This window comes from Maribacter spongiae, assembly GCF_047345125.1.
Taxonomy (GTDB): Bacteria; Bacteroidota; Bacteroidia; order Flavobacteriales; family Flavobacteriaceae; genus Maribacter.
This window is the reverse complement of record NZ_JBLFEQ010000001.1, coordinates 39,264-53,188: the sequence shown is the minus strand read 5'-3', so window position 1 is coordinate 53,188 and position 13,925 is coordinate 39,264. Positions and strand designations below refer to the sequence as shown.

General features: G+C 34.5%; 13 protein-coding genes. 1 reads left to right on the top strand and 12 read right to left on the bottom strand.

The window, feature by feature from the left end:
* Window positions 1–202: 202 nt before the first annotated feature.
* The 6 genes from ACKWB9_RS00235 to ACKWB9_RS00210 form a co-directional block, all read right to left on the bottom strand.
* Window positions 203–1,051 (bottom strand): helix-turn-helix domain-containing protein, encoded by an 849-nt coding sequence (locus ACKWB9_RS00235; RefSeq protein ID WP_414000961.1) that lies wholly within the window; start codon window positions 1,049–1,051, stop codon window positions 203–205.
* A 163-nt stretch (window positions 1,052–1,214) separates the two neighbouring features.
* Window positions 1,215–2,576, bottom strand: a complete 1,362-nt coding sequence (locus ACKWB9_RS00230) for an ATP-binding protein (RefSeq protein ID WP_414000960.1) — start codon at window positions 2,574–2,576, stop codon at window positions 1,215–1,217.
* 260 nt (window positions 2,577–2,836) lie between these two features.
* On the bottom strand, window positions 2,837–3,538 hold the full coding sequence (locus ACKWB9_RS00225; RefSeq protein WP_414000959.1) for a Cthe_2314 family HEPN domain-containing protein: 702 nt from the start codon (window positions 3,536–3,538) through the stop codon (window positions 2,837–2,839).
* A gap of 262 nt (window positions 3,539–3,800) precedes the next feature.
* Window positions 3,801–4,493 carry a hypothetical protein gene (locus tag ACKWB9_RS00220; RefSeq protein ID WP_414000958.1) on the bottom strand — a complete coding sequence of 231 codons (693 nt, stop codon included), beginning with the start codon at window positions 4,491–4,493 and terminating at the stop codon, window positions 3,801–3,803.
* Window positions 4,494–4,495: 2 nt separating this feature from the next.
* Window positions 4,496–6,346 (bottom strand): Ig-like domain-containing protein, encoded by a 1,851-nt coding sequence (locus tag ACKWB9_RS00215; protein ID WP_414000957.1) that lies wholly within the window; start codon window positions 6,344–6,346, stop codon window positions 4,496–4,498.
* Window positions 6,347–6,667: 321 nt separating this feature from the next.
* Complete coding sequence (locus ACKWB9_RS00210) at window positions 6,668–6,892, bottom strand: helix-turn-helix domain-containing protein (RefSeq protein ID WP_414000956.1); 225 nt, start codon at window positions 6,890–6,892, stop codon at window positions 6,668–6,670.
* 56 nt (window positions 6,893–6,948) lie between these two features.
* Here ACKWB9_RS00210 and ACKWB9_RS00205 point away from each other — a divergent pair, with 56 nt between their 5' ends.
* On the top strand, window positions 6,949–7,146 hold the full coding sequence (locus ACKWB9_RS00205; protein WP_414000955.1) for a hypothetical protein: 198 nt from the start codon (window positions 6,949–6,951) through the stop codon (window positions 7,144–7,146).
* Between the two features lie 495 nt (window positions 7,147–7,641).
* Here ACKWB9_RS00205 and ACKWB9_RS00200 read toward each other — a convergent pair whose 3' ends face one another.
* The 6 genes from ACKWB9_RS00200 to ACKWB9_RS00175 all read right to left on the bottom strand — a co-directional run bounded on the left by ACKWB9_RS00200 (window position 7,642) and on the right by ACKWB9_RS00175 (window position 13,924).
* A complete protein-coding gene (locus ACKWB9_RS00200; RefSeq protein ID WP_414000954.1) occupies window positions 7,642–8,169 on the bottom strand; it encodes a DUF6933 domain-containing protein in 528 nt (175 codons plus the stop codon).
* A gap of 140 nt (window positions 8,170–8,309) precedes the next feature.
* Complete coding sequence (locus ACKWB9_RS00195) at window positions 8,310–9,350, bottom strand: Fic family protein (protein WP_414000953.1); 1,041 nt, start codon at window positions 9,348–9,350, stop codon at window positions 8,310–8,312.
* A 302-nt stretch (window positions 9,351–9,652) separates the two neighbouring features.
* Window positions 9,653–10,327 carry an HNH endonuclease signature motif containing protein gene (locus ACKWB9_RS00190; RefSeq protein WP_414000952.1) on the bottom strand — a complete coding sequence of 225 codons (675 nt, stop codon included), beginning with the start codon at window positions 10,325–10,327 and terminating at the stop codon, window positions 9,653–9,655.
* A gap of 173 nt (window positions 10,328–10,500) precedes the next feature.
* The gene (locus tag ACKWB9_RS00185) at window positions 10,501–11,238 is read right to left on the bottom strand and encodes a DUF2927 domain-containing protein (RefSeq protein WP_414000951.1); all 738 of its coding nucleotides are present in this window, start codon (window positions 11,236–11,238) and stop codon (window positions 10,501–10,503) included.
* Between the two features lie 266 nt (window positions 11,239–11,504).
* Window positions 11,505–12,560 (bottom strand): hypothetical protein, encoded by a 1,056-nt coding sequence (locus ACKWB9_RS00180; RefSeq protein ID WP_414000950.1) that lies wholly within the window; start codon window positions 12,558–12,560, stop codon window positions 11,505–11,507.
* The gene (locus ACKWB9_RS00175; RefSeq protein ID WP_414000949.1) at window positions 12,560–13,924 is read right to left on the bottom strand and encodes a DNA cytosine methyltransferase; all 1,365 of its coding nucleotides are present in this window, start codon (window positions 13,922–13,924) and stop codon (window positions 12,560–12,562) included. Before ACKWB9_RS00175 ends, ACKWB9_RS00180 begins: the two co-directional genes overlap by 1 nt.
* Between the last annotated feature and the right edge of the window lies 1 nt (window position 13,925).

Genomic DNA, 13,925 nt, shown 5'->3' with positions numbered 1-13,925 from the left:
ATGGTGTTTTTGATCGCAATGTGTTTTGGGACTTATCGTATTTACAGTCTCTTTTTTGCTTTGTCTAAATATTTCAATAAGATTGAAAATGGATATATGTCTTAATTTCATCTTGTCTTGTTTTTAATTACACTACAAAGATGCGACAACAAATAAGGGTTATGTTAGGAGCCATTGCCCGAGTACTGGTACAAATTTCCCTTTAGGCGGAAAGCTCGATCATTTCCCTAAATTGAGAGGGGGAGGTACCGGTCATTTTCTTGAAGAACTTGCTAAAATGCGCCGGATCGTTAAAGCCCAGTTCATAGGCGATTTCCTGATTCTGCTTATCCGTATAGTTCATAAGGCGTTTGGCCTCCAGGGCTACGCGTTCCAAAATAATCTGCTGTGGAGATTTTTGACCGTACAACGCAAAAAGGTTGGAAAGTGTTTTAGGGCTTTTAAAAAGAAGATCGGCATACTCGCTCACCTTTCGTTTTGTCCTAAAATGTGTATCCACCAAAACATTGAACTTTCGCACAACGTCCAATTGATCATTGTCCAGCACCTTTATAGTATGCTGCTCTTTGGCCAACCTTGTACAAATAATGATCAACCTTTTTAGCAGCATCTGAAGCATATCTCCCTGTATCTTGTCCTTGGTAGAAAACTCCTCTACAAAAATTTCGAACAACAAATTGAATTTATTCAACTGTGTTTCGGGAACGGTAACTATGGGTAAATCCTGAGTGCCAAAAAAAAGAATCCCATTGCAGGAAACCTCGCTGTCATGGTCATTTATACAATAAAACTCCCTGTTGAACAGAAATGCGGTCAAAGGAAGCCGTGTTCTTGAAAAACTAACATGTTGGAGGTAGGTAGTGGTCACCAACTGATTTGGAAGCAATTCTATGGTAAAGCCATCGATACAAAAATCTATGGGTTCCTCATTTCTATTCCAAAGAATACTAATATTCCCATCCTTTAGGGAAAAGCTGTCTTCATAGGTTTTTATATCGTCCGTGAACCCAAAAATGGAATTTAATTTGGAATCATGAAATTCAAACTTCATAAGCACTTCTTTTTAAATAGTAATAGCATATACTGTAATTATTAGTCTCTTTTTATGTTCGGCCTTTACACCCAAAATACAATTCTTTAATCGAATTCATTAAACAATAATGTTAATCATTATCTCTATTTTTCTATAAAGAAAAAGAGGGGTACGGCTTTACTTAATAAAAAGAATAATTGCTTACAAAATACTCGATATACTTTGGTAATTGCGTTCCCAAATAATAAGGCAAATTCATTAATAAAAAAGAAGTGCCTTCTATTGTTGTTGAATTTTCCACTTTAAATTCTCCCGCATACATTCTAATAGCATATGGGTGGCCTGCCTTGTCCATGAATTGATGCAGGGATTTCAATGTCCCCGTTGCGCCCGATTTAATTTCTATGGGAATGATCTTATTACCATGCGGATATACCAAATCTACTTCCGAGGAAGACTGTTTCTTTTCACGGATCCAAAAATTTGGTTTCGTATCTGTTATTGTATTCAATGATATGACCTCTTGGATTATCAGATGCGGTATTATGGCTCCTTTGAACGTATTGTCCAAATCCTCCATTCCTAACATTTGGGCCTGTATTTCTAAAGTATAATTCACCAGACCTGTATCTAAAATTTGTAACCTTGGTGATTTTTTGATGTCGGGTTTCATCGGTGGTTCTATATCCGTGGTAGGGTAAATCAATTGTATGATTTTAGCGGCATCCAAATTACGCATGGCTTCCCCTACTTCCCTGGACCTATAATTTGACTTTCCGAAATTTTGGAATTTAATACGCTGGTCAATATAAAGATGGGCCGTATCCGTAATATGTTTGATTACCCTCCTTTGACTTCCGTTGGAAGCATATTTCTCCACATCATTTTTATACGTCCCCCATATACTTTCATAGACCTTGGGGAGTTCTGCCAAATTATTATTTTCTATATCTGTTTTCACAATTTCCGGCATGCCACCAATAATGGCATATCTATGGAACAGATCCAACAAAACTTTATGTACCACGGGTTTAAGGGGAATAGCATTCAACTGTTCCATAGCGGCAGTATGTTGAATGGCCCCTAGATACTCATGGAAATTTAAAGGATAGAGATACAAATATTCGATACGGCCCACGGGAAAACTCTCTACATCCTTCATGGCAAATTCCAATAAGGACCCGGCCGCAATGACGTTTAAATCGGGAACTTCCTCAAAAAAATAACGCAATGATCGAATAGCTTTGGGTAATTCCTGTATTTCATCAATAAAGAGCAAAGTATTCCCCTGTTCCTTCGGACTGATGTTATTGGATAAGAATAATGCCTCTACAAGTGTTCCAACATCATCATAAGTTTCAAAAAACCTTGTATCCGATGCTTTTTCAAGATTTAGGAAAATATGATGCTTATAGTTCTTGGCAAATTCCTTTACCAAGGTCGTCTTTCCTACCTGCCTTGCCCCTCTCAATATGAGCGGTTTCCTGTTTTTACTGACTTTCCAATCCTTCAAATAAGCAGTGGCATGTCTTTTAAATTTCATTTTTTAACCAATTTGTAACAAAGTAAGGGTAAAATTTAAAATATTTTGTAACAAAGTAAGGGTAAAATTTAAAAATAATTGATTTTTAAACTGTACGAAAAACAGGGAAGCCTTCATTTTAAGGGAAGCTTACAGAGGGTTTTCCGAAGAAAAATCAGACGTAGCAAACGTGCAACGACCTTTGTTTTAGCCTAACACTAGCAATTTTTTATATACGGTGTTGTGCAATGTTATTTTAATTTTCGTTTCATTTTTTCATATTATAAATTTAAGTCGTTAAAAATCGGTAGCATACTTTTAAAACAACTCTCATTCGTTTTATGAAATTCCTCTTTTTTTTCTTTTATAAAGTCCGTTAATTCCTTTTTTCTAAAATGTTTAAAATACGGTTTTTCATTCAGAAGTTTTTTTGAAAAGTCTAAATGATAAAACATTTGAATTCGTCTTAACTGATTGTCAAGATAGGAATGTCTATGAACAATTGTATTTCTCTCACTACTATATCCATTTAGCGTTTTTTTAAATTCATTAAAGTGTTTTGTAGTTTCAGTTCTTGATACTTTAAGATTTCTTATGATTACTCTTTCATTAACGTCTTTTTCGTCTATTCCTAAATGAAATACTGCATTTATTGTTTGCAAAATTCGGTCAGTTAATGATGAAAGTCGGATTATATAATTTTCAATATTATATGTTATATGGTCGCCTCTGCTTATTTCCTTTTTTGAATAGTTGAAGTTTGAAAATAATTCCAATGCATTTTCAAGTTGTTTGCATAACTCTAGTAAATGAACACCATAAAATCCAGTATTATGAATATAAAACTCAAATTCCGAAAATTCAGGGTCCTTTTCTAATTCAACATCTGATAGACTTAAATCATAATCGACAAGTATTAATTTACTGTCATCTAATAAATTAGTCACAAAAGTGTGGGTTAATAATTTGTCTAAATTGGTCATCCTCTAATATTGCACAACGGTTCGGCTAAGCGTAGTGCGGGAGCAAACTGGCGTTTGCTTTCCGCCGCGCACATAGCGAAATCTTTTGGTTTTGATTTATTCTTTCCTGTACAGAGCAAAATCCAAAAGATTTTGCGGTCTTTAGAAAAATACGCAAACCTTTCGTTTTAGCTCAAAAGTCCGCATTACGTATAGGTTGTGTTACCTGTTGGCTTTTTGATTTTAGTAATTTTGTATTTCGTTCAAAGTAAAATTAAAGCTGCTATTGATTATTTAATGGGATTGCTATACCGAGAGCGGTTCTTAAGCCTGTCCAATTTGTTTTGACCTTTTCACCGGCATTGTTTTCTAAGTGAAAATCGCTGTTCTCTTGAAACATCAGGGTTCCACCAAAAGTTAAATCAAAACCTACCGATGCCTTGATAATCAAAAATGATAACGGATACTCATAAATTACCCGTGCCCCAACACCCAAGTTTATCGATTGAAAATCTATATTTTCTTCTGTTACGTCATCTAATATCTCGGTGAAGTTCTCCAAACTCATTGTTGAATACATTCCAAATCCACGCAAGCCAAGAGTGAAATTACTATCTGTTTTATTGAAAGGCACTAAATATTCAGCACCTAAAGTATACCCTTTTAAAGATTCCGTAATTCTCACGACCCCTGAAAAATCTGAATACGATAGTTTTCCACCTGTGGTATTGTAGCTCCCAAAAACAAGCACATTGGCATTTACTATTTCATAACCCAGAGTGAAACCAATGTTTCCAGGGAAATCGTCGGTTGTTTGAATCGGTATTTCTGGCAAATCAGCCTTAAACTCCTCTTGAAAATCTGAAAGTGATGCTTGTGAAAAGGTGTTATAATTGGTTTCAAAAACAAGTTTTCCGCTTTGCGAAAAAACGCCAAACGATGAAACCAATAATAGTATTGAAATTAGTATCCTCATAATTATTGGAAATCTTTTAAAACATATCCGTTAGGCGAAATCAGAAAGTCTTTCTGTGCTAAATAGAAGTAGTCATCGTCTTGAATTTCTATTCTTTTACTATTGGTAGTACCTGAATTTAAATCATAGAATACCAAGTAATATTCAGACTGTAGCGATAGAATCTTGCCCTGTGAGGGTATGTATTCTACTCGATCTCTATTCGAGTGGTTCGGAATCTGATTTATCGCTGACGTCAACAAATCTACTTCCCTCACAAAACTTGTTGCCAAATATACTTTGTTGGTATCGAGGCTATAATCCGTATGCAATTCGTTATTATCATATTCATGTGCATAGACCTCGGTCAGACTGCTATTTGTTTTGCGATAAATTTTACTATTAATGTTCAAGTAATTGCCATTGACCGACATGCCGAATGTATTGCTCCTACGTCGATAGCTCTCAATTACCAAATCTTTAGACGGAATATCATAGACCATCACAGTCTTAAAATTCTCAACGTCATCAATAGCGAATGTATTATTTCTAAATCTGGCAATTGTAGTATTTGTCTGCGCTGCGCTGTTGAATTCTGATATTTGGTATTCGCTAATGATATTAAAAGTAGTGCTGTTGACCTCTATTGATTTTGTATTTAAGTCAACTATAAAATTATTGCTTTGATTAAAAGAGAAGTCACCAATAGCATTGTTCGAATTGATAATTAAATTTCTTTTTATCAGCGCTAAGGTGTTTGGATTTAATTCATCAATATAAATTGAACCATCATCTTGAACACTTAAGGCATACAGCTTGTCGGTTAGTTCATTGTACAAAAATCGCTTGTAATTATCTACCTCGAACACTTCACCACGATAGTACTCACCTGTTAACTGTTTTCTCGGTGTTTGATAATACGACAGGTTATTGTCATTGGCGGTCAACTCTAAACGGTAATCATATTTTCTACCGAAAACATAATTATCGAAAGGGGCATTGTGTATTAATTCATTAGCGGTAATATCAATACCGACTTCATCTCTGAAACCAGAGGTATCATAAACCAGAAGCGCATTTTTGATGTTGTTGTATAGGGGATAATCCGTCCATTGAAAATGAAAATCGCCATCGGCTGTTGATGGTACGCTCAACTCGAAAGTATCAGGAATAGTGATTTCTTTCATTTCGGAATCGATAAAACCGAAACTGTTTTCAATTCTGATTTTGTATCGTAAGTTGAGATCTAAGGATATATTGTCATTAATAACGCCACTTTCCAAAATCGCTTTAGTTAAATCTAATTGACCTATAAGCTGATCTAATTCGTCATAAATTAAAAGCCTTGGGGTTAAGCTTTCACCAATCTCTTCGATTAACGAATAGTCATCAAAGTAGATGAAAATAGAACCATCAACCAATTCAACATCCTCTATTTCTAATGCGATGCCTTTTTTATCTACCGTAAAAGAAAACTCCTCTATATTGAAATAAGATTCTGCACCAACAACTTCGGCCAAACTGCCTGAATTGGTTTTATAGTAGTACTCGACGCGTAAGATGTGTTCACCATCTTCTAAATTTTCAATGTTTAGCGAAAATGAGCCTATTGATTGCGTATAGGTATCTACGAGGGTGCCATCGACATAGAATTGTATTTCGTACAATTGATTATTGCTAGGTGCTGAATAGTTATACGTAATGTCTTTCGTATCTCTAAAAGTGTCACCATCGTTGAAATTATTTAAGCTTAAGCTAGCGGAAGGTTCGATTAGCTCTATTTCTTTATAATAATCATTCGAGAATTGGTACTCACAGCTGAAAAATAGAAGGGCTATGGCAATCGACAAATACCTTAAAGATTTATTTTTCATTAATTTGTCCGTTTTTCGCACATTAAATTCGTTCAAACTAAAATAACACGAGAACAGCTTTAAAAATCATTTTTTCGGTCATAATCTTATTTTTTAGCTTACAGGTAACGTTATTGTGTATGGTTTCGTTGCGGACATTTCCATCGGAAATTGTCCGCCTAGATTCAAACCATTGCATAAAATTAAGGATTTCCACCAAGGAAATCCACCGCAATTAATTATAGGTATTGTTATCTTCTGTAGCGACACGTTCGAGTAAGCACGCTCCGCTATTTTCTTTTTTATTCCGCCCGAGTAAAGTCCATTATAACGGCGGGTCGTCTAAAAATCCACTAAATCTTTGACTTCCAATCCCAAAGCATCGGCCAAAGCCTTAAGGGTACAAATTGTCGTGTTGATATCGCCTCTTTCTATTGCGTTTATCTGACTACGGGAAACATTGGATTCGTAGGAGAGATCGTAGGTAGAGATGTCTTTTTCGGTTCTGATCCGTCTTAGTCTCTTGCCGAGTGCCTTTAAGTATTTTTCATCCCTAATTTTAGTCATGGGGCTAAAGTCCCAAATATTGTTTAGATTTATAGTCCTATATATCGGACTATGTTATGTGTGAGAAACAACAAGATGATTTGTTTGAGATGATAGATGAAAGTTATGGTTCTCCTGAGAAATTGGCCAAGCATCTGGATTTGGCCTTAGAAATGTTGTTCTATGTTGAGGAGGACACTTTTGATAGGAGGGAAGTTCGGTCCGTTGTTTCGGCTCTAAGGACTATAATCAGTACTTTGAGACAGCAAGATTAAATTCCCCATGTCCATTTAGTCTGTCCGAGTAAGAAGTCCGTCTACGCAACAGTTACTTTCAGATTGGCAATTCCATCCACACGTCTTTCATGATATCCTATTTCGTTTTCATTTTTTTCAGATGAGCAAAGTCCATCGCAACAGTTGCGCTTGAGTAGGATATTCAGGTTTGTATATTTAAATCTAGCTTACAACACCAAAAAAATTTAGCAGACAATAGGCTAAGAAAAAAATTAAAAAGGCACGCCAAATCCATTTTCCAAATTTATTTTCATAAATCCATTCCCTAAATTCCTTTTTTAATTTATCCACGAACATTAAACTTTTTTGAGCTATTGAAGATAACGGCTCAGTATAACCGTCAGTTACGGGTTTATATGCGTTAATTTTCGGTTTAGCACTGACCTTTGCAATTCCGAGTGGATTCGGACGTAGTCGTCCCGATAGCTATCGAGGACACCGTAATTGCGGTTATACATTGTTGTACACCGTTTTTTATTCAATCAACATTTTTTTCATTTCCTTAATGGAGTCCGTATATGCTGATACTTGATAGCCTTTTCCGATTCGGATCGGCGCATCGTTCATTCGATTGGTCAAATCCCTTATTGGCATATTTTCAAGATTTTCAAATTCACGTTTCCACCAGTCCAGTTCATAAAGCCTTTGGTTTTGAAATCCGGTCGTACTGCGGTCACTGTCGGTCGGCAAAAACTCCAACTGTCCGATTGTCGCGTCCAACTTTTCAAAGTCCATTATTATTCCGTCGTAAACCAGTTGTCCATATAACGACTCTTTGAAAATTGTCTCGATGTTTATCAAGTCCGCCGTTTTGATATCCGTCAATATCACGTTGTATTTGGTAATTCCATTCGTAAGTAACCAGCATTTTTTTCTGTCCACGTAGAAAACCGTTGCGTTCCATTTCCCAAGTTTTCCCGAATCGGTATTTTGTTCGGTCGAAATCAATTTCTTGACCAACTTTTCAAGTTTTTTCGTAGTATGGATTTTTGTTTTATTCAAATGGTGTAGAACGGTTGGTGTATGTGGAGTGCCGAAGTCTGAAGCTCTTTCCTGTCAGACCGTGATGAAGTTAGTACGAGAGCTAAAGCTCAAATTAACCACCACATTCGGCATTACATATACATTGTTATAGGGCGTTTTCATTTTATTGAATAATTTGTTCCTGGTCCAGTTCCATATTTTTCAATTAGGTTTTGTTTTATTAATTCTGGCAAAACCCGCTTAACAGTCGGACTTGGAATACCAAGTTTTTTGGCAATATCCCCAGATTTACATCCTGCATTATTTTCTATAAATGTCAAGATAGATTTTTCTCGTGGCGACAGTCTTGTTTCTACCCCTTTGCTTTCCAACTTTTTCATTAATTGTCTTTGAATATTACCAAGAGCATCAAAAAAGAATCGTATCCAATCAGTTACATCCTCATTTGGTCTTTGCGCCTGACACCCACGCAATACTCTATAATATTCTGTTTTCCTACTTTCAATTTCGTGCTCAAAACTTACATACTCTATCCATTTATATCCGTTTTTTAATAAAAGTAAAGTTGCAAGTAATCTACTCAGTCTTCCATTTCCATCTTGAAATGGGTGAATACTTACAAATTCATAAGCGAACAAAGCACATTTCACTAAGGGGTGGGGTTCTTTGTCAGTAGCATACCAATCCACGAGTTCTCGCATTGCATCCTCTGTAGGAAATCCTACCTCTGTTGTTTGAAAAATAATTTGTCGAGTGCCATCAGGCAGGTTTGCTTCCACAGCATTACGATGTTGTTTATAATCCCCTTTATGCCATTTGTCCTTTTGACTGTATTTCAATAATGTGTTGTGTAAGCTTTTTAAACCATTTTCAGTTACTGGAATATCTTGAAAAGATTCTGAGATTATGTCTAATGTCTCAAAATAACCAACGACTTCTTGGGAATCTCTATCAACAATTTTCGTTATGTCTATTTCCTTAAGCAGAACCTCAACTTCTTCATTAGATAATTTCGAGCCTTCAATTCTTGTCGATGCCCCAACACTTCTAACAGTAGCAATTGTTTTGAGTTGCTTTAAGCTTTGTCCTTCCTTCTTTTCTATGGAAGTCCAAGAAGCATCAAACCTGTCTATTTGGCTAATTAACCTAATGAGTTCCCAATCAATATTTAATTTATACGTATGCACTTTATTTTCCATAAAACAAAACTACAAAAAACACTATTACTGATACGATATGATTCGTTTTTATCCGATAGATATACGAAAACAATGATACGATATGAGCCTTTTTGATGCGGTAATGAGCTGTTTTTCAAATGCCCTGTAACGGTCTCGTATAACCGTCAGTTACGGGTTAATATGCGTTAATTTTCGGTTTAGCACAGGCTTTAGCAATTCCGTGTGCCTGCCTACGGTATGCAGGGGTTTGGGCATAGTCGTATCGATAGCTATCGAGGACGCCGTAATTGCGGTTATACATTGTTGTACACAGTTATTTCTCAATTCTTTTTTTTGACGTAAGTTTTATTTCCATTTGAATTTATGTAATATTTTCCTCCTCTTGGACCTGTCTGAATTGTTCTACTTGAAGAACTACTCGGAATCGAATAACTTGGCGAGGAATAAGTCGGACTCGAATAATAGCTATTTGAAGTACTTTTTTTAGATTTCACATAGACTTTTTTTCCGCTACTATTGTAGTAGTATTTTCCGCCTCTACTTCCAGTATAAATTGTTCGTCCGCTATTGTTTGTTCCAGAATAAGTGGATTTTGGTTTTGAAGTATTTCTGTAAAGGCTGTTATATGTCGAATTGGAATAATAATTCCGTTTAGTAGTAGAATAAGTAGAGTTACTTCTGTTTGCTCTTTCTCTTGCAGTTTTTCTTTTATGTTGTTCTACAGTCAATAATTGCATATTGCTTGGATCATCTGTTCCTCCTTCTGATAGAGGAATGATATGGTCAATTTCATATCCATATGGAATTTTATAATAGCCTTTAGCTTTTAAAAATTCCTTTTTGTTTGCTTCACTTCTCTTAACGAGTGGTTTTCCTGTTGTCGAATAATATTGCCCATAATAATATTCGGTTTTTCCAATCTTGTAGGTTTCTTGAGCATAAGTCAAAAAGCCTATTAGAAGAGAAAATGTTAGAATTAATAGGTTCTTATTCATTTTTATCGGGTTTAATTGCTTATAACGGTTTTGTATTATGGTTTGTTGCGAGAAAATCCGCTATGATTTTCGGACGTGACACAAAGTTAATTAATACGCTTTGATTTCCTGCCGGAAATCAACCAGCAATAAATTATATACGGTGTTGTAAAACGTTTTTTATAGATTCATTATTATTTAATAATTTCTCTTAGAACCTGTTCAGTTTCTAACCTGTTCAATCCTGTTTCTATTTTTTTGTTATATAATAATTGTATTAATTTTTTATCAAATTCGGAAAAGCTCAAGACACTCTTTTTTGTATCGTATTTAGCTTGATAAAAAACACTGTTTGAGTATAAATCAGAGTCATTTCCAAAACCAAGTGATTGAGTTATTTCTTCGATAATTGCAGTTTTTTGAAATTCAATAGGTTTTGATGTGTTAATAAAAATGGATGTGTTATGAATTATATTTTCACGAAAATTATAGTTAAAAAAGCCAAAACTATTTTTATTCACATTGTTAAATATTTTCTTGAAAGGTTCAGGGTAAGTTTTGAGTTTTTCATCTGAACATAAGAATAAATGACCATTTGCATTTATAGGGTCATTAGATATTGAAATTTTAAAATTATCAGAAACTAATTCATTTATTTTTTCAACTGACTCTGTTATAAAATCAATTTGTTCTTTATAATTTTTATCTTTTACTATATATAAATTTAGTGGTGTTTTCCATTTTCGAGTAACCTTTTTTGAATTCCCATATTCTGCTCCTAAACAAATCTCATTGAAATATAATATTAACTCTTCTTTTGATTTATCTACAAACACTATTTTTTTATCAAATTGATATTTATAATAATTGTTTCCTAAAAAGATTAGGAATAAAAAGGAAATTATAAAATAGATATTTCGAAATATTCTCATTCAGTTAAATGTTTTACAACGGTCTTGTGTATGAAACGTAGCGGATTTTATACACTCACTTTTCGGTTTAACACAGACCTTTTTTATATTTACTCACTTTGGTTTAAGCACCAAAACCGCTATTTTTTATATACTTTGTTGTGTTTTCGTACTTTTTCCCGCAAACTTGCTAGCGTTGGCAAAGACATACTCTTTTGCGATTTTTGGCTTGTGTTTTGGCTGTAGCGAATTGCAAATGTGTATGACTTTTAGCGTTGGCAAATCCGTCAGAGTATTAATTCTGTTAACATTTGTTTTATGTCCAAATGTTTTGCTCCTTGAACTGACTTTGAGTTCATTCCAACCAACTCAATCCAATCCATAATTTTTTTCTTTTCGGTCGTTTTTTCATTCCAATATCCCGTCAGCTCAATTGCAGAAGTATTAATCAAGATTTCCAAAACAGAATCTATATTGTCAAAAAGTTTGATAAATACTCTCGGAATGTTTTTATATGTTTTGTTTTTAATCAAATAATCGGCTTTTCCTCCAGCTGTAAATAAATCTCTAACATTCGGACAAACAACAGCCTCTCTCGTTATAAGCCAAATTGCAAGTCGAGCAAACTTATCTCCACGATTACTAAAAACCTCGGGAAAATAGACCATTGCTCTGTTTTTTATCTCTTGCTTTTCTTTTAGACTTAAATTATTCCAAATGTTGATAACAAGATTACTCGCTTTCTCTGTGTCTTGAATCCACCACAAATCTTGTCCTGGTTTCAATTTACTTTTGTAGTAATCCGTAATTGGTTTAATTGGGTTTTTCTTTTGACGTAAAGTATCGTAAGAAGTATTGATTTTGTCAAAAATGGTTTTGCCTTCTTCCAAGTTCATATCGATTAAATACCTTGGCGAATGCGTAACAACGACTTCCGATAAACATTCTTCGTAAGCACGACATCTAAATTCAATTGGTTTTCCAAGTTTACCGAAAAGCATAAAAATTCGCTCTACATCATCTACTCTTGTAGATTCTAAAACACTATTTCCTGTTGTTTTCCAATGATTTTGAGTTGTAGTTTTGACCTCTATTCCGTAAAATTTTTTCGCTACAATATCTGGGAATTTTTGACCGCCAATTAGTTCAATTGAATTTTCAAATTGTGAACCAACTGCTAAATCGGTCATTACATCTCGAACATAAGGTTCTAGTTTATTCCCTCTTAATTGCTCAATCTTTTTAGGTGACTTCTTTGCGTGAGCGTTTAATTCCTCAATTGTAGAATTTAATAAAGCATTGAACTCACTTTTATGTGGTTCTGAATTAACTGATACTACCATTATTTTTTAAAATATAAATCCCAAACATTTTCTATTCTCTTTGCTAAATTATAGGCGAGTAGTGGTGGAACAGCATTACCAATTACTTTGTACGCTTTTGAAGGACTTACCAAATACGAACCTTTACGACCTTGTTTGCTTGCAATTACAAATTCATAATCAGGTGGAAAAGTTTGAATTAAGGCACACTCTCTTGGTGTCAATCGTCTTTCCTTAAGTCCTTTAGAAAGTTCTTCGGTTAATATTCCTCCGTTCTTTTTCGATAGCCTTCTGAACTCAATATTTCCGTGATGTTCTGCTCTAATCGTTGGGCTGATTCCATCTGGTTTTATTTCTATTTGACCTTGGCAATGTTTACCCATAAATTTTGCTTTCGAGTAAAATTGTTGAGATAAATCTTTTGATTTTTCAGGTTCTTTAACGTTTGCAAAAAGTTCTTTTAAATCTACGTGACGCTTTAAATCTTCGCCGTCTGTTGTGTATGCGTGAGTTGGTTTAGGGTATGGGTTATATTTATCTGAAATAATCTCTTTTTCTAATTGTTCAAGTGCAGATTTTTTCAAAGCAGATTTTTTTATACCTATAAAGAAAACTCGTTCTCTTGATTGTGGAACACCATAATCTGCTGCGTGTAAAACACGAGGGTTTAAAACTAAATATCCATTATTTCCAGTAGAAGAAAAATCACTTTGAATAATGTCTTTTACGTTTGAAAGATTTACCAAACCCTTTACGTTTTCTGCAATGAAAATTTTTGGTTGTGTTATTTCAATAACTTGTTTCATCCACATATAAAGTTGACCACGAGTTTCTTCTGTTGCACAAGTTTCTGTGTTTAGTTCTCCTTTGTGATTTTTATGCGAATTAAGACCGTTTCTTTTTCCGGCAATACTAAAATCTTGACAAGGGAAACCGCCAGTTACTATGTCTATATTTCTCGGAAAAACTTTTGTTCCGTTTTGGTGTAGTTTTACTAAATCAACTATGCTGTCAGTTTGGTAATCCTCTGCATTGTGTCCTCTTTTTGAAAAATAGTTTACCCAAGCGTTTCTTGCACCTTTTAAAATGTCATTCGCAAAAACTGTTTTAAAACGTGTTTTTGAGAGTTTTATAAAGTTATTGTCGAGTTCTTGCGCTATAAAGTTTGGATTTAAAACCTCGTTTACTGAAGATTTTAAAACAGAAAAATCTCCTTCAAAACCTAAATCCATTCCTCCACAACCAGAAAATAAAGAAAGCATATTTAAGGTCGATTTTCCCTTTTGTTCTTTTTTTTCGGTTTTTGCTTTAGGATAAAATTTTACTGCCAATTGAGGTTCTTCAACTACGCTTGTATTTTCTGTATCGGTTGTTAATGTTCGCATA

What these genes read in the sequence shown, in the direction of transcription:
- ACKWB9_RS00195 (WP_414000953.1), bottom strand. Translation starts at nt 9,350, where the DNA reads ATGGAAAATAAAGTGCATACGTATAAATTAAATATTGATTGGGAACTC.
- ACKWB9_RS00205 (WP_414000955.1), top strand. Translation starts at nt 6,949, where the DNA reads ATGTGTGAGAAACAACAAGATGATTTGTTTGAGATGATAGATGAAAGT.
- ACKWB9_RS00210 (WP_414000956.1), bottom strand. Translation starts at nt 6,892, where the DNA reads ATGACTAAAATTAGGGATGAAAAATACTTAAAGGCACTCGGCAAGAGA.
- ACKWB9_RS00215 (WP_414000957.1), bottom strand. Translation starts at nt 6,346, where the DNA reads ATGAAAAATAAATCTTTAAGGTATTTGTCGATTGCCATAGCCCTTCTA.
- ACKWB9_RS00225 (WP_414000959.1), bottom strand. Translation starts at nt 3,538, where the DNA reads ATGACCAATTTAGACAAATTATTAACCCACACTTTTGTGACTAATTTA.
- ACKWB9_RS00235 (WP_414000961.1), bottom strand. Translation starts at nt 1,051, where the DNA reads ATGAAGTTTGAATTTCATGATTCCAAATTAAATTCCATTTTTGGGTTC.
- ACKWB9_RS00220 (WP_414000958.1), bottom strand. Translation starts at nt 4,493, where the DNA reads ATGAGGATACTAATTTCAATACTATTATTGGTTTCATCGTTTGGCGTT.
- ACKWB9_RS00230 (WP_414000960.1), bottom strand. Translation starts at nt 2,576, where the DNA reads ATGAAATTTAAAAGACATGCCACTGCTTATTTGAAGGATTGGAAAGTC.
- ACKWB9_RS00185 (WP_414000951.1), bottom strand. Translation starts at nt 11,238, where the DNA reads ATGAGAATATTTCGAAATATCTATTTTATAATTTCCTTTTTATTCCTA.
- ACKWB9_RS00180 (WP_414000950.1), bottom strand. Translation starts at nt 12,560, where the DNA reads ATGGTAGTATCAGTTAATTCAGAACCACATAAAAGTGAGTTCAATGCT.
- ACKWB9_RS00190 (WP_414000952.1), bottom strand. Translation starts at nt 10,327, where the DNA reads ATGAATAAGAACCTATTAATTCTAACATTTTCTCTTCTAATAGGCTTT.
- ACKWB9_RS00175 (WP_414000949.1), bottom strand. Translation starts at nt 13,924, where the DNA reads ATGCGAACATTAACAACCGATACAGAAAATACAAGCGTAGTTGAAGAA.